We start from the raw sequence: 13,234 nt of genomic DNA, 5'->3' as shown, positions 1-13,234 counted from the left end.
CGTGGCTCTCGGAACGGGCTAGCCGTTTTCTTGATCATGGTTATGCTTACTGCCTGTGCTCCTGCGGTTGTTGTATCGAAGGTTCCATCTCCAGAGCCGACCTGGTATGGAACAAACGAGAAGGTCGCAGCTGATAAGACATGCCCTGAAGGGGACGGGCCCAGGGGGCTGGACTGCCGCAAGACAGATCCCGGATACAAGGCAACTCCTAGATTCGACGCATGTATGGAGCAGCACCAAGTCAAGAACGCGAATATTCTGTGCCATCGCGCCTTGATCGTCTGGTTTGAATGCAGAGATGGTGCACAGTCGAACGCTGTTACTTCTAGGATGTGCGATGCTTCGGCCGACTCCTATCTGTCCTGCCGTACAGGAACTCCTGCCCGTTCTGACCATGTCTGCGCGGCTGGCGAACGAGAATACCTGCGGTGCCCAGGATTGTATGGTGACCCCTTCGTTGACTGTGGAGACCCACAGCGTTCCTATTATGAATGTCGCGATGATCCCAGAGGGAGTGACCCGTTTTGTGTCACGCATCTTGAGGTTCTGAGCGTCTGCCGCACACTAAAGGTCTGGTGTGCAGATCTACTCGACAAGTTCCTCACCTGCGCAGACGCAGAACTATCCTCCAATGAATGCGCTTTCGGCCAGCGGATGAGGATCTATTGCCTCCGCGACGTCAATGAAGGTGTTTTCCACAAGGCGGACACATGTGACAGTCAATGGCGTCAAGCGATGACTGAATGCTTAGGTAAGGATCAACGCACTGTTTTGTGTTCGATGGGTGCGAGCTGGCGCGACGCAAGCTATTCGATCTGCGAGGGTCAGAAAGGTATCGCATATCTGAAAGGCCAAGCGACAGAGACGCACATTTGTTGGACGGGTGGCGATGCTGCCGAACTCATAGATGAGGTGGTGGAAGACATCTGGGAAGACACGTACGTGCGCGTGGTTCGCTTGAATGAAGAAATCAGATACGAGGTCATGCACCCTGAAGTCCAAGGAACCCCATAGAAGTCAAGTGCTGGAACTTACGCTCGTCAAGCGACGTCCTACTCTTTAGCCTGCGGTAAAACCGCAAACCACCGACCTTGGTTACCTGCAATGGTTGTCTCGGTGTTTCGCGGCCGATCACATTGTCAGGTCTCATGATCTGCGTGACAGATCGTGCTCAGGACCTGTGTGACACTTCGCCGAGTGCTGGCGGAGTTGAGCGTGCTCGAGCAGCGGTACCAAGCCGTGCTGCAGGTGTTGTCTGGGGCGAGCGTCACCGAGGTCGCCCTCAGGTTCGGGGTCTCCCGTCAAACGGTGCATCGATGGTTGAGCCGCTACCGCGATTAGGGCTTGGACGGGCTGGCGGATCGCTCGTCCCGCCTGCGCACCTCACCGACCCGGATCCCGGCTGTGGTGGAGGCGCTGATCTGCGAACTGCGGCGTAACCATCCTCGCTGGGGCGCCCGCCGTCTGGTGTAGGAGCTGACCCGCCGGAGCTGTCCCGGTCCGGTGCCGTCCCAGGCGACGGTGCACCGGGTGCTGGTGCGCCACGGTCTGGTGCAGCCCGCCCCCAGAGGCCGGCGGCGCGAGGACTACAAGCGCTGGCAGCGCTGCGAGCCGATGCAGTTGTGGCAGATGGACATCGTCGGCGGATCATGCTGGCCGGCGGCACCGAATGCAAGATTGTCACCGGGGTCGACGACCCTTCCCGCTACTGCGTGGCCGCCACCGTGGTGGCCCGCCCCACCGGCCGGGCCGTGTGCCTGGCCCTGGCCGATGCGCTGAGCCGCTACGGGATCCCCGATGAGCTGCTGACCGACAACGGCAAGCAGTTCACCGCCCGGTTCGGCCGCGGCGGAGAGGTCTTGTTCGACCGGATCTGCCGGGAGAACGGCATCACCCACCGGCTGACCCGCCCGCACTCGCCCATCACCACCGGCAAGGTCGAGCGCTTCCACCAGACCTTGCGACGCGAGCTGTTGGATGAGCACGGCCCATTCGACAGCATCGAGCATGCCCAGCAGGTGCTGGACGCCTTCGTCGCCGACTACAACATCCACCGACCCCACCAGGCGCTGGAGATGGACCGTCCCGCCGACCGGTTCCGGCTCCGCTGCGACGATCGGCTGCCGATACGCCTGCCTGCGGCCCTGCGCCCCGCCGGAGCGCTCCCCGGCCCTGAGGCGGAACCTGCGACCGTTCCTGAGCCGGCGGTGGCTTCAGCGCAGGTCGAGACAACCCGGCTGGTGATGCCGGTGAACGGGATCGGTCCCATCGATTTGGCCGTTGAGTTCACGCGCATCGTGCCCGCCTCGGGCAACCTGACCGTCTGCGGGCAGCAGTTCTGGCTCGGCACCCACCGGGCCGGTCTCACGCTCACGCTGCGGGCCGATGCCGGCACCGTCGAGTTGCTGGCTGCCGGAGTGAGGATCAAGAAAGTGCCGTCCCGGCTCACCCTTCAGCACCTGCGGCAACTGATCGCCGATGGCGGCATCCGCATCCGGGCCGCCGCCGAACCGGCCCGTCCCGGTGCCGACGAGGCGATCGAGGTCGACTGGACCGTCAACGCCTCCGGTTTGGTCTCTCTCTGCGGCAAACAGTACTCGGTCGGCTTCCCGTTCACCGGACGTCGACTGACCGTCCGCATCGACGGCGCCGTGCTGCATCTGACCGACGGCCGCACGCTGCTGCGCAGTCTGCCCAACCCGCTCACCGGCGGCGAGATGGCCTGTCTGCGCGACGCACGTCCCGCCGGGCCAGCACCCCAACCGGTCACCGACCCCATCCGGGTGCAGCGACGGGTCAGCAGCCGCGGCTGGATCGCCATCGCCGGACAGCGCATCGGCGTCGGCATCGGCCATGCCGGAGCGACCATGACCGTCGAGGAGGCCGACGGGAGCTTCCGCATCACCTGTGCCGGCCAGGTGATCGCCGAGGTCGCCCGCACCACCACCAAACCCATCGCCCGGTTCAAAGCGCGCAAGCCCCAGCCATCACGGCGGGCCGCATCACTGACCACAACGGTGGAAGCCTGATGGGCCAGGCGCCCCGGCGAAGTGCTCGCGGCGTCGTCACCGGACTGGCCCGTTGCCCCGAACGGCGTACCCGGTCCGGGCGAACGCTTGCAGCGGTCAGCTGATCAGCACCCGCACATCCATCCAGCTATCGTGCCAGGACCCGTTTGTGGTAGCTCTCAATGTCCCGAACCTCGACGGTGACCTGGGTATTCAGCTCCGTTCCAGGCTTGAGGTGGTCACACAGCATCGCGAGGGTCAAATCTCCCAGACGGGCTTTAACCTCAGGGACACGACCGGGCAAGATCGCTAGATCTACGTGGATCATCGCCTCGGTGGCGGCACCGTTACCGATGACCGCTTCGGTGATGGAGCGAAAGCGTGTTTTGAAATCCGGCAGGGCGCTGCCGATCACCTCGGCCGCGGCCGGGTGAAGTGCCAGCGCAAAACCGCGCCAGTCGAACGCCTCAGCGAGGGATGCGGAGTACTCGACAATGATCTGCGGCATGCCACTCATTATTGAGGCCACCCGCACCATGTCCAAGCCAGTTGCCTGGTTCGAAAGCTGCAAGTCGAAGAATGCAAGACGAATCGGCAACCTCGGCTACCACGCCCTGATCCAGCGATAGCGATGGCTGCAGTACTCTCAGCCTCAGAAGAGGGATAGATCATCTAGCCGGAGTGTCACCCACCTCCCGAGTCGGATCTGTCGCATGGGTCGTGAGCCCTGACACGACTGTGAAGTCCGGGGACGGCTGACCCCGTTGCTGTATTTCGCTGCTGTACAGATATGACAGAGGCCCTCCGGGATCATCCCGGAGAGCCTCTGACTTGGAGCCGCCTTGGGGAATCGAACCCCAGACCCCTTCATTACGAGTGAAGTGCTCTGGCCGACTGAGCTAAGGCGGCGTGGCGCGCATGTTTCGCACGGCCTACGGCAGTCTACAGGCTCCCGCGTGCTTCCCGCGCCCCCGAATCAACCGATCTTGGGGCAGTGGGCTCCGTCCTCGGGAACGGCCAGTTTGATCAGATAGTCGTCGACCAGGCGGTCCACACACGAGGAACCGGTCAGGTACGCGGTGTGGCCGTCGCCGTCGAAACCGACGAGCACGCCGGAGGAGAGCTGCTCGGCCAGGGCCTTGGACCATTCGTACGGCGTGGCCGGATCGCGCTCGGTGCCGACGACCACGATGGGCGCGGCGCCGGGAGCGTCGATCTTCTGCTTGGACGTTCCCTTGACCGGCCAGTAGGTACAGGGCAGCGACGACCACATGACCGACGAGCCGAACAGCGGAGCGTCGACCGCGGCGTCACGGGCCGCCCGGGCGAGCGCCGAGGAGCTCCGGGGGAAATGGCCGTCGATGCAGTTGACGGCCATGTTGGCCTCGGTCTGGTTGGAGTAGGCGCCGTCCTCACGGCGGTCGATCAGCAGGTCGGCCATGCGCAGGAGCGTGGTCCCGTCCCCCTTCAGCGCCGCGTCGAGCGCCTGGCGCAGGACCGGCCACGACTGGTGGTCGTAGAGCGGAGTGATCAGGCCGAGGGTGGTCCAGGCCTCACCGATCTGACGGCTGTCCCCGGTCCCGTTGGCCAGCGGCTTTCGATCCGCCGCACGGAGCAGTTCCGCTATCTCCGCACGGGCCGACTTCACCGAACCGTCGAAGGGGCAGTCCTCGACGGTGAAGCAGTCTTCGAGGAACGCGTCGAGAGCGACCTCGAACCCGTGGGCCTGGGTGGCGTTCAGCTCCAGCGGAGAGAGGGAGGGGTCCACGGCGCCGTCGAGAACGAGGGCACGGACGCGGCCGGGGAAGAGGTCGGCGTAGACCGCGCCGAGCTGCGTGCCGTACGACTTGCCGAGGTAGGTGAGGCCCTTGTCGCCGAGGGCCGCACGGAGCAGGTCCATGTCCCGTGCCGCGTCGGCCGTGCCGACGTGCGGCAGGAGCTTGCCCGAGCGGGCCTGGCACCCCTCGGCGAACCGCCGCGACCCCTCCTCCAGTGCGGCGATCTCGGCTGGCGAGTCGGGGGAGCCGTCGAGACCGGTGTAGGCGTCCAGCTCGCTCGACGACAGGCATCGGACGGGTGAGGATCCGCCGACCCCCCGCGGGTCGAATCCCACCACGTCGAAACGGGCCCGTACGGCCGCGCTCAGCACCGAACGCGCGCTGCGCGCGTATTCGACCCCCGAGCCACCGGGACCGCCCGGGTTGACGAGGATCGAACCGATCCGGTCGCCCGAGGCGGGAAGCCGGACCACGCTGATCTGGATCCGCTCGCCTTCGGGCTTGCCGTGGTCGAGAGGGACCCCCAGCTTGGCGCACTCGAAGCCGTCGCCGCAGTCCGTCCAGTCGAGCGCGGTTTTCGGTCGGCCGGCGTCGGCACAGGCTGTCGTGGACAGGGCCAGCGCCGCGAGAGCGGCGGCCGTTCGGCGGAATCTCACGCTGTGCCTTTCGGGGGGAGGCGGCAGATCGCATTCCGGGGAAATCCTACGCCGCGTTATCAAAGCCCTCGCCGTTGATGAATCCAGTTGCCGGTATTACCAAAAGGCCAAATGAGGAGAAAACGGGCGACCCTCACGCACGGTCCTCCTGCCGCGCAGGCCGCAGCCGGGAGCAGGCGAGCCGTACCGGTGCTAGCGTTGATCTTTTATCTAGCTCCGACAGATTCGATCTACGTATACGCACTTGCGGAAGCGCAGGGAGCAGAAGCGGCAAAGTTTTTTCCCTGCCTTCCGCAATCGGCCTATCAGAGATCGTGCACCACGGCATGGTGTGAATTAATTCCCTCTGAGACTTATTTTCCATATTCGAAAGACCATATATCGCGCCAGCGAGAGCCCTGCGCGCGCGGGCCATCTCGCACAGACGACAGCAAGCAGCACTGCGCAATAAAGAGCAGAGAATCGGAAAACCCATGAAAAATGGTGATTTCGGAAGACACTCCAGGAGATCGCTGATCGGGCCGGTCAGGCGACCGGACCCAGGGAGAATGCTGCGGGCCCTGGCCGGGGCCGACGAGGGCATCCTGGACCAGGTGCCGCTGGAGCGGACCCGCTATGTCGGCCTCGGCGGCGTGGTGCTGGGCACGGCGGTCGTCGCCGGGATCTCGATGTGGTTCGCGCTGAGCCAGGTGCTGGGCGGTGCCCATGTCGCGATGCTCGTCCCCACGGTGATCTGGATGCTCATCGTGCTCAACTTCGACCGCTGGCTCGTCTCGACGGTCACCGGTGTCTGGCATCGCAGGATCCTGATACTGGTCCCGCGGCTGCTCGTCTCCGTGGTGCTGGGCTTCATCATCGCCGAGCCTCTGGTGCTGAGAGTGTTCGAGACCGCCATAGTCCAGCACGTCGTGGACGGACGTCAGGCCGCCCTGAACACCGAGCGGGACCGGCTGCTGGAGTGCAACCCGCGGGTGCCCACCGGCGCACCGGCCCGGCGGGACTGCGGGGACGCCCGGCTGCTGGCCTCTACCACCGAGGCGGACGTGGCCGAACTGAGAGACCTGGAAAGCGACGCCGGGAGACTGCGGACCCGGGTCGAGGCCGACCGGAGGCGGCACGGCGAGATGGTCGACAAGGCGACCGGGGAATGCGCCGGCGACAATGAGCAAGGAATGAGCGGGAAGAAAGGCATCGGCCCGCTCTGCAGGCGCTTGGACTCGGCGGCGAAAAACTTTCTCGTCCAGAGCCACCTGTCCGACAATGAGCGGAAGCTCCGGTCCCTGGAGAGCCGGATAACCGCGATGCGCGGCCCACTCGCCGGCAGGCAGGCCGACTTCGCGAAGAAGATCGAAGCCGGAATCGAAGAGCGGCTGTCCGCTCTGCCCGGCCCGGCGGACCCGGTCGGGCTTCTGGAGCGGATGCGGGCGCTCCAGGAGGTCACGGCGGTGAACTCCTACCTGTCCGGGGCGAGCTGGCTGTTCCGGCTCTTCCTGATCCTTGTCGACTGCCTCCCCGTCCTCGTCAAGCTGATGGGCGGGACGACCGCTTACGACCGCATGGCGGATCATGCGAACCGCAGGGACGAGGAGATTCACAGCAGGCGCCTTCAGCTGCACACCGAGGCCCGGATCGGCGAGCTCGAACTCCACGCCCACCGGGACGCGGCGGACCGCCGCAGGCAGTGGCGGCAGGTGACCATCGCGGGCAGAGCCGTCCAGGAGCGGGCCACGGAATCGCCCAGGACGCCGTGGACCCGTATCGACTTCGCGGAGAGCCGCCGGGAGATCCCCGGAGGGGCGTCAGGAACTCCGTCAGGGCGGCGGTGAACTCCTCGGGGCGCTCCAGCGGCGGCAGATGACCGGTGTCACCGCCTACTCCTCCGGGCCGCTCTCGGCGACCGTCACCGCCCCGCCGTACATCGTGTCGTGCTGCTTGCGAGGGGAGCAGACCGAGGCGGAGGGACAGGCGCAGCGCCGTCCTCCCTCGTCCAGCCGGACGGTCACCGAGTCGGAGGGGACGTTGCGGCCCATCACGGTCCCCGAGCCTTCCGGGGTGTCCACCTTCAGGCCGACGCGAGGCATCCTGGCGTTCGCTTCGAGGTAGAGCGGGTGCTCGTATTTGAGGCAGCACATCAGCCGCCCGCACGCCCCGGCGATGCGCAGCGGGTTGACCGGCAGGTCCTGGTCCTTGGCCATCCGCACCGAGACCGGCTCGAAGTCCTTGAGGAAGGTCGCACAGCACAGGTCACGGCCGCAGGGGCCGATGCCGCCCTGCAGGCGGGCCTCGTCGCGGGGGCCGATCTGGCGCAGCTCCACCCGGGCGCACAGGTTACGGGCCAGGTCGCGGACCAGGGCACGGAAGTCGACGCGGTGCGGGGCCGAGAAGTAGACGGTGTAGACGTTGTCGGAGTCGAGGTAGTCGACGCCGACCACCTTCATGGGCAGCTCGTGCCGCCTGATCAGGCGTTTGGCGACGCTCCGGGCCTCCGCGCGCCGCCGCTTGTTGCCCTCGTCGCGCGCCAGGTGCTCCTCACTCGCGATGCCCGCGCAGACCGGGAGGCCGCCGACCTCCTCGCTCGTCCACTGCGGCGCCCACACGCACTCGGCCACCTCCGGCCCGGCGTCGGTGGGCACCAGCACCCTGTCCCCGACCTTGGGACTGTGCTCGCCCGGGTCGAGGTAGTACAGCCGGCCGTAGCGGGTGAAGCTCACCGCCATGATCATGCCCATGTGGCTCCAAACCTCGGGGGTACGGCTAAGCGCCCACGGAGCCACACTACGCGTCACAAGCGTCCCCGTGGGCTCCCGCATCGGAGCATCGCCCGGTTCCCCGGTACGGTTCCCCGGCGCGGAAGCCGGACATGGGCTCCCGCACCGGCGCTCCGACGCGGAGGCCGGGGGCATGGCCCCCCGCCCCCGGACCTCCGGCGCCGGCTGCGGAAGCCGGCGAAGGCGGGCCGTGCCCCCGTATCGCCTTTCAGCCGGAGGAGTTCACCTTCCCTTGCCCACGAAGGAGCACTGCTCCCCGTCATCGGACCATGGAAGCTTGCTCTTGACGACCCCCCACAGGGAGGCGCGCTCAAGGAGGCAGGGCAGGTCGATGACATTGGACACGCCGGGCAGCTCGTGCGCGGCCCGGGCCACAGCCAGGGAGTCCGCCCCTTCCCTGGTCCTGACCCGGAAGGATTCGGGCATGTCCTCCGGGACCACTACGTTGATCAGACCGGGATTGTCGTTGTTCTGCTGCCGGAAGTTCTCCCAGGCTGTCTGCCGATCCTCGAAGATGACGCTCTTCACCTCGGGCCGGGCCTCCAGCATCCGTACGAGGTTCTCCTTCTCCGTCTCGGTGGTCTTTCCGCCCTCGCAGCTGGGGAAGTAATCGTTCTCCTTGCAGAAGAAGACCGAGACCTCGGCCCTCCCGCCGGGCGTCTCACCGCTCATGGACATCGCGACGATGGTCTCCCCCTGCGACATCGGAGAAGCCGGGGAGGGTGCGGCGAGCCGTACGACTCCGAAGGCCGTCGCGGTGACGGCCAGGGCGACGGCGGTGACACGGAGAGGCACCCGGGACCGGCGGCGGGCCGGGACGGTCAGCGGGCGGACGTCGACGACGGTCACGGCGGCGGTCGACAGGGCCTCGCGCAGGCGGTTCTCGGTGGCGGTCATGATTCCTCCCCAAGCTTGCGGGCGAGGGCGGCCAGCCCGCGCGCGATGGTGGACCGGGCCGTGCCGGCACCGATCCCCATGGTCTCGGCGATCTCCAGGTCGGACAGGTCGAGGTAGTAGCGGAGCGTCAGCGCCTCGCGCTGCCGCCCCGGCAGCGCGCGCAGCGCCACCAGCACCTCGCGGCGCTCCTCGCCGAGCAGTGCGGCGTGTTCGGCGGACCAGACGGGCGGCTCGTACGGCACGGCCCGCCGGAACGCCACCGCCCGGCGCCGCAGCACGGAACGGGAGCCGTTGAGCACCGCCGAGCGGATGTAGGTCAGCGCGCGCCCGGGATCGCGCAGGCGGTGCCGGCCCGCGTGCGTGCGGGTGAACGCCTCCTGCACCACGTCCTCGGCCGTGGCCTGGTCCCCCACCATGAGCAGCGCCAGCCGCACCAGGCCGAGGTGGTGGTCGGCGAACAGCGCCGCGACGTCGATGCGGTCCCTGGCCAGGGGCTCTCCATGGGAGAGCAGCTCGATTTCGGGATCTGGGGTGGTCCCCGACAATGACATGGTCACGTAACAGAGACGCCGGGCCGGGCCGGATGCTGCTCCACCCGGCCCACACGTTTCATCCGCGTCCGGCCGGGCCCGGTGTACGGCCCGGCCCGGCGTACGGGTCCCGCTCAGCGCACGAGGTCGGCGAAGGATCCCTCCCACCGTTCCACGATCATGGAGATGTCGTAGCCCCTGGCCGTCTCCAGGGCGTTGCGGGCCATCCGGTGACGACCCTCCTCGTCGTCGATCATCTTGAGCAGCCCCTCGGCCAGAGCCTCGACGTCGTCGGGTGGGACCAGCAGCCCGTCGTGGCCGGAGGTGATGATCTCGCGAGGTCCCCGGGGGCAGTCGAAGCTGACCACCGGCACCCCGCACGCGAACGCCTCGATGATGGTCATGCCGAAACCCTCGAAGCGGGAGCTGACCGCGTGGATCGAGGCCTTGGCCAGTTCGCCCTCGATGTCACCGGTCGGCCCCATGAACGTCACGTTGTTGTGCAGGCGCAGCTTGACGGCCAGCTTGACGAGCTTTTCGCTGACCCGGCCCTCACCGTAGATGCGCAGCTTCCAGTCCGGGCGTTCCTCGACGACCCTGGCGAACGCCTTCAGCAACCGGTCATAGCCCTTGACCGGCACCAGCCGACCGGCCGCGAGCACGATCCGGTTCTCCTGCCGGGACCGGGGACGCGGCACGTCGGCAAGCCCGTTGCCGATGGTGTAGACCCGCGTCGGCGCCTGGTCGAGCATGGCGCGGTAGTCCTGTTCATCGGCCTCGGTGAGGGTGACGACCGCGTCCAGCTTCGGGTACCACTGCTGGATCTCCTGGAAGATGCCGGGCTCGTGGGCCTCGAAGTGCAGGTGTTCCTGGGCGATCGTGACGACCCGCCTGCGGGCGAACCTGGCCGCCATGATGTTCAGCCCGGCCCGGGTGGTGACCAGTACGTCGGTGCGGAGCCGCCGCAGTTCCCGCCGGAGAACGTCGTCACTCCACGCGGTGAAGGAGGAGTAGGCGCGCTCCTCAGGATGGATCAACGCGCTCTCCTGCGCGCTCAGCCGTTCCGCCTTCTTCGTGTACGGCCAGCGGACCCGGGCCCCCTCCCGCAGATCCACCAGCGAACGCAGCCGGACCCGGGGCGCCAGAGGCAGGAAGGGGAGATCGGTGTGCTGGAAGACGCTGATCACCTCGACCTCGTGCCGCTCGGACAGCTTGCCGGCGAGGTCGAAGGTGGACCGGATCGTTCCACCCATGCCGTAGGCGTTGAGGATCAGAAAGGAGATCTTCATGAGGCCTGCTCCTCGACGGTGAGGGCGACGGCGAGACTGTCGGTGTCGGTGTAGTAGGGCCGTACCCTGATCTGTCCCACGCGCTGGGCGGGGAAACGCACCCGGGTCTTCTTGTCGGTGATGTCATCGAGCCGTGCCGCCAGCGGCAGCCGCAGCCCGGCGGTCTCCGCGTGGAGATCCCAGAAGGTCCGTCGTCTCACCTGCGCCTCGGTCATCGGTGCGATCGGGAGGCTCCCCTCGAAGCGCCTCCCCCGGAAGACCGCGGATCCGCTGACCGGTTGCCGCCCCTTCCTGGCCACGGCCACCAGCCTGGCCGGTCCCTCGGCCGGCTCGCCGTACGCGATCATGCCCTCGACCTCGATCACGCCGCCGTCGGAGACGACGGCGGTCACCTCGACGTACGGTTCGACCTCGCGGACGGCGAGGGCAAGCGTGCCGACAGATGTGCGAAATGCCCGAATCTCTCGATCGCGGGGCGTTCCGGCATAAGCGAGCAGCCCGTCCAGGGAGAACCCGGGGTCGTCGGTGGCGAGGGGCTCACCCCGGTGCGACGCCATCCAGATACCCGGCCGCAGCCCGGTGAGATCGGCATCCCCTCGCTCCTCCCCGGTCTCCACGTGTCTCAAAACGATCTCCCCGTCCACCGGCTCCGGCCACTCGACGCTCAGCACGTCATTGCCGTCCACACGGCTGGTAACGGCTCGCACACCCCCTGGTGCCATCATGTTTGGGCGCGCTCCGATGCTCTCCAAGAGTCCCCCGGTCTTCCTGCTCATCCCCGTAAAAGCAGGACACTGTATGGCCGATATGTAACAAATAAGTGGAAATTCGCTGTGAATCCTAACGAATCACACCCATGATTTGAGTGAGGTTGGCCAGGAACGGTTCCGTCGGACGTAAAAAGATCCATCGGGCCTCACGGCGGCGATATCCCCATTCCCCGCACCGACCGGCCTCCGGGGCCGGCGGATCACCGGACTCCGGGAACCACCGGACGGCCGCACCGCGGTCACCCTCGGCCGGCCGCCTCCGCGGGGCGGTGCGACGCCCGGCCGACCGGTCCGTGACCGGTCGCGGACCGCCTCCGGGTCACCGGACCACCGGGGCAGATCACAGACGAGGTTGCCGCAGCGAGATCGTCATCGCCTCGACGGCCATCTGCGGGTTGACGTTGGCCGCCAGCCGCTCCCGGCAGTGCATGATCGCGTCGATCCTGCGCAGGGTGTCCTCGGGGACGGAGGAACGGGCCAGATCGTCCAGGTCGGCCCGGCGGTCCTCGTTGGCCAGTTCCACGGGTGCACCGAACTGCACGGCCAGCACGTCGCGGTAGAAGGCGACCAGGTCGAGCAGTGCTGCGTCGATGACGTCCCGCTGGGTCCGGGTGGCCCGGGACTTCTGCAGTTTCTCCAGGTCCTTGAGCGCGCCGGCCCCGCCGCGGATCAGGCCTTTGTTCAGTCCCTTCCCCGAGGAACCCTCACCGTAGATCTTGCGGATCTCGGTGATCTCCCCCTCGTCCAGCGCCGAGGAGAGCGCTTCGGCCTCTTTCTTGGCGGTGTCCACCAACCGCTCCGCCGCCGTGACGCATTCCCCCAGCCCGGTGAGGGATCGGGGAATGGAGAGCACCGCCTCGCGCCGTGCGCGCATCTCCGGGTCCAGGGCCAGCCGCCGGGCCCGCTCCAGGTGGCCCTGGGTGGCCCTGGCGACGTACTCCGCCATGTCCGGCGGAATGTTGTCGCGGGTCACCAGCGCATGGGCGACCGCCGCCGTGGGCGGGGTGACCAGCGTGACCACCCTGCAGCGCGACCGGATGGTGATGACAAGATCGGCGGGCGACGGGGTGCAGAGCAGCCAGACCGTCTTCGGCGGCGGCTCCTCGATCGCCTTGAGCAGCGCGTTGGAGGCACGCTCCGGCATCCGGTCGGCCCCTTCGAAGAGAACGACCCGCCAGCGCCCCAGCGTCGGAGCCCCGGCCGCCCGGAGAATGAGCTGGCGGGTCTCCTTGATGCCGTAGGAAAGGCCCTCGGTGCGGACGACTTCCAGGTCGGGATGGGAGCCGACGGTCACCTGGTGGCACATGTCGCAGTGGCCGCACCCCCGGTCGGGACAGAACAGCGCGGCGGCGAACGCCCGCGCCGCCTCCTCCCGGCCGGAGCCCGGGGGTCCGGTGAACAGCCACGCGTGGGTCATCCCGCCACCGGGCCCCCCGGCCAGCATCTCGGCGGCCCCGTCGGCGGCGCGGCGGAGCGTTACCGCCGCCCGCTCCTGCCCCACAAGGTCATCGAAGACTCCCACGCGCCCAACCTACCGC

The 13,234-nt window shown here is 67.4% G+C and carries 10 protein-coding genes, 1 tRNA gene and 1 pseudogene; 3 read left to right on the top strand and 9 right to left on the bottom strand.

Annotated elements, in window-relative coordinates:
* Positions 1 to 225 precede the first annotated feature (225 nt).
* Complete coding sequence (locus tag OHA77_RS21895; RefSeq protein ID WP_406311421.1) at positions 226 to 1,014, top strand: hypothetical protein; 789 nt, start codon at positions 226 to 228, stop codon at positions 1,012 to 1,014.
* Positions 1,015 to 1,209: 195 nt separating this feature from the next.
* Positions 1,210 to 3,029: pseudogene (locus OHA77_RS21890) on the top strand (IS481 family transposase).
* A 127-nt stretch (positions 3,030 to 3,156) separates the two neighbouring features.
* Here the strand turns inward: OHA77_RS21890 and OHA77_RS21885 are convergent.
* The 3 genes from OHA77_RS21885 to OHA77_RS21875 form a co-directional block, all read right to left on the bottom strand.
* Positions 3,157 to 3,516: a 5-carboxymethyl-2-hydroxymuconate Delta-isomerase gene (locus tag OHA77_RS21885; protein ID WP_406311420.1), complete on the bottom strand. Its 360-nt coding sequence runs from the start codon at positions 3,514 to 3,516 to the stop codon at positions 3,157 to 3,159.
* A 324-nt stretch (positions 3,517 to 3,840) separates the two neighbouring features.
* Positions 3,841 to 3,917 (bottom strand) — tRNA-Thr (locus OHA77_RS21880).
* A gap of 67 nt (positions 3,918 to 3,984) precedes the next feature.
* Complete coding sequence (locus tag OHA77_RS21875) at positions 3,985 to 5,442, bottom strand: alpha/beta hydrolase (protein WP_406311419.1); 1,458 nt, start codon at positions 5,440 to 5,442, stop codon at positions 3,985 to 3,987.
* A 548-nt stretch (positions 5,443 to 5,990) separates the two neighbouring features.
* Here OHA77_RS21875 and OHA77_RS21870 point away from each other — a divergent pair.
* Positions 5,991 to 7,268, top strand: coding sequence for a DUF4407 domain-containing protein (locus OHA77_RS21870; RefSeq protein WP_406311418.1), 1,278 nt, complete (start codon positions 5,991 to 5,993; stop codon positions 7,266 to 7,268).
* A gap of 45 nt (positions 7,269 to 7,313) precedes the next feature.
* On the opposite strand, the gene OHA77_RS21865 is transcribed toward OHA77_RS21870, so the two are convergent.
* The 6 genes from OHA77_RS21865 to OHA77_RS21840 form a co-directional block, all read right to left on the bottom strand.
* Entirely contained in the window at positions 7,314 to 8,165 is an 852-nt protein-coding gene (locus OHA77_RS21865; RefSeq protein ID WP_406319853.1) for a stage 0 sporulation family protein, read from the bottom strand.
* Between the two features lie 267 nt (positions 8,166 to 8,432).
* The gene (locus OHA77_RS21860) at positions 8,433 to 9,107 is read right to left on the bottom strand and encodes a permease-like cell division protein FtsX (protein ID WP_406311417.1); all 675 of its coding nucleotides are present in this window, start codon (positions 9,105 to 9,107) and stop codon (positions 8,433 to 8,435) included.
* The gene (locus OHA77_RS21855; RefSeq protein ID WP_406319852.1) at positions 9,104 to 9,658 is read right to left on the bottom strand and encodes a SigE family RNA polymerase sigma factor; all 555 of its coding nucleotides are present in this window, start codon (positions 9,656 to 9,658) and stop codon (positions 9,104 to 9,106) included. The genes OHA77_RS21860 and OHA77_RS21855 overlap by 4 nt, the downstream gene beginning before the upstream one ends.
* 113 nt (positions 9,659 to 9,771) lie before the next feature.
* Positions 9,772 to 10,926, bottom strand: coding sequence for a glycosyltransferase family 4 protein (locus OHA77_RS21850; RefSeq protein ID WP_406311416.1), 1,155 nt, complete (start codon positions 10,924 to 10,926; stop codon positions 9,772 to 9,774).
* On the bottom strand, positions 10,923 to 11,633 hold the full coding sequence (locus OHA77_RS21845; protein WP_406311415.1) for a hypothetical protein: 711 nt from the start codon (positions 11,631 to 11,633) through the stop codon (positions 10,923 to 10,925). The genes OHA77_RS21850 and OHA77_RS21845 overlap by 4 nt, the downstream gene beginning before the upstream one ends.
* Before the next feature lie 403 nt (positions 11,634 to 12,036).
* A complete protein-coding gene (locus OHA77_RS21840; RefSeq protein WP_406311414.1) occupies positions 12,037 to 13,218 on the bottom strand; it encodes a DNA polymerase III subunit delta' in 1,182 nt (393 codons plus the stop codon).
* Positions 13,219 to 13,234: the final 16 nt, after the last annotated feature.

This window comes from Streptosporangium sp. NBC_01639 (assembly GCF_045209755.1).
In the GTDB taxonomy this organism is placed as follows: Bacteria; Actinomycetota; Actinomycetes; order Streptosporangiales; family Streptosporangiaceae; genus Streptosporangium.
This window is presented reverse-complemented; position numbering and strand designations above follow the sequence as displayed.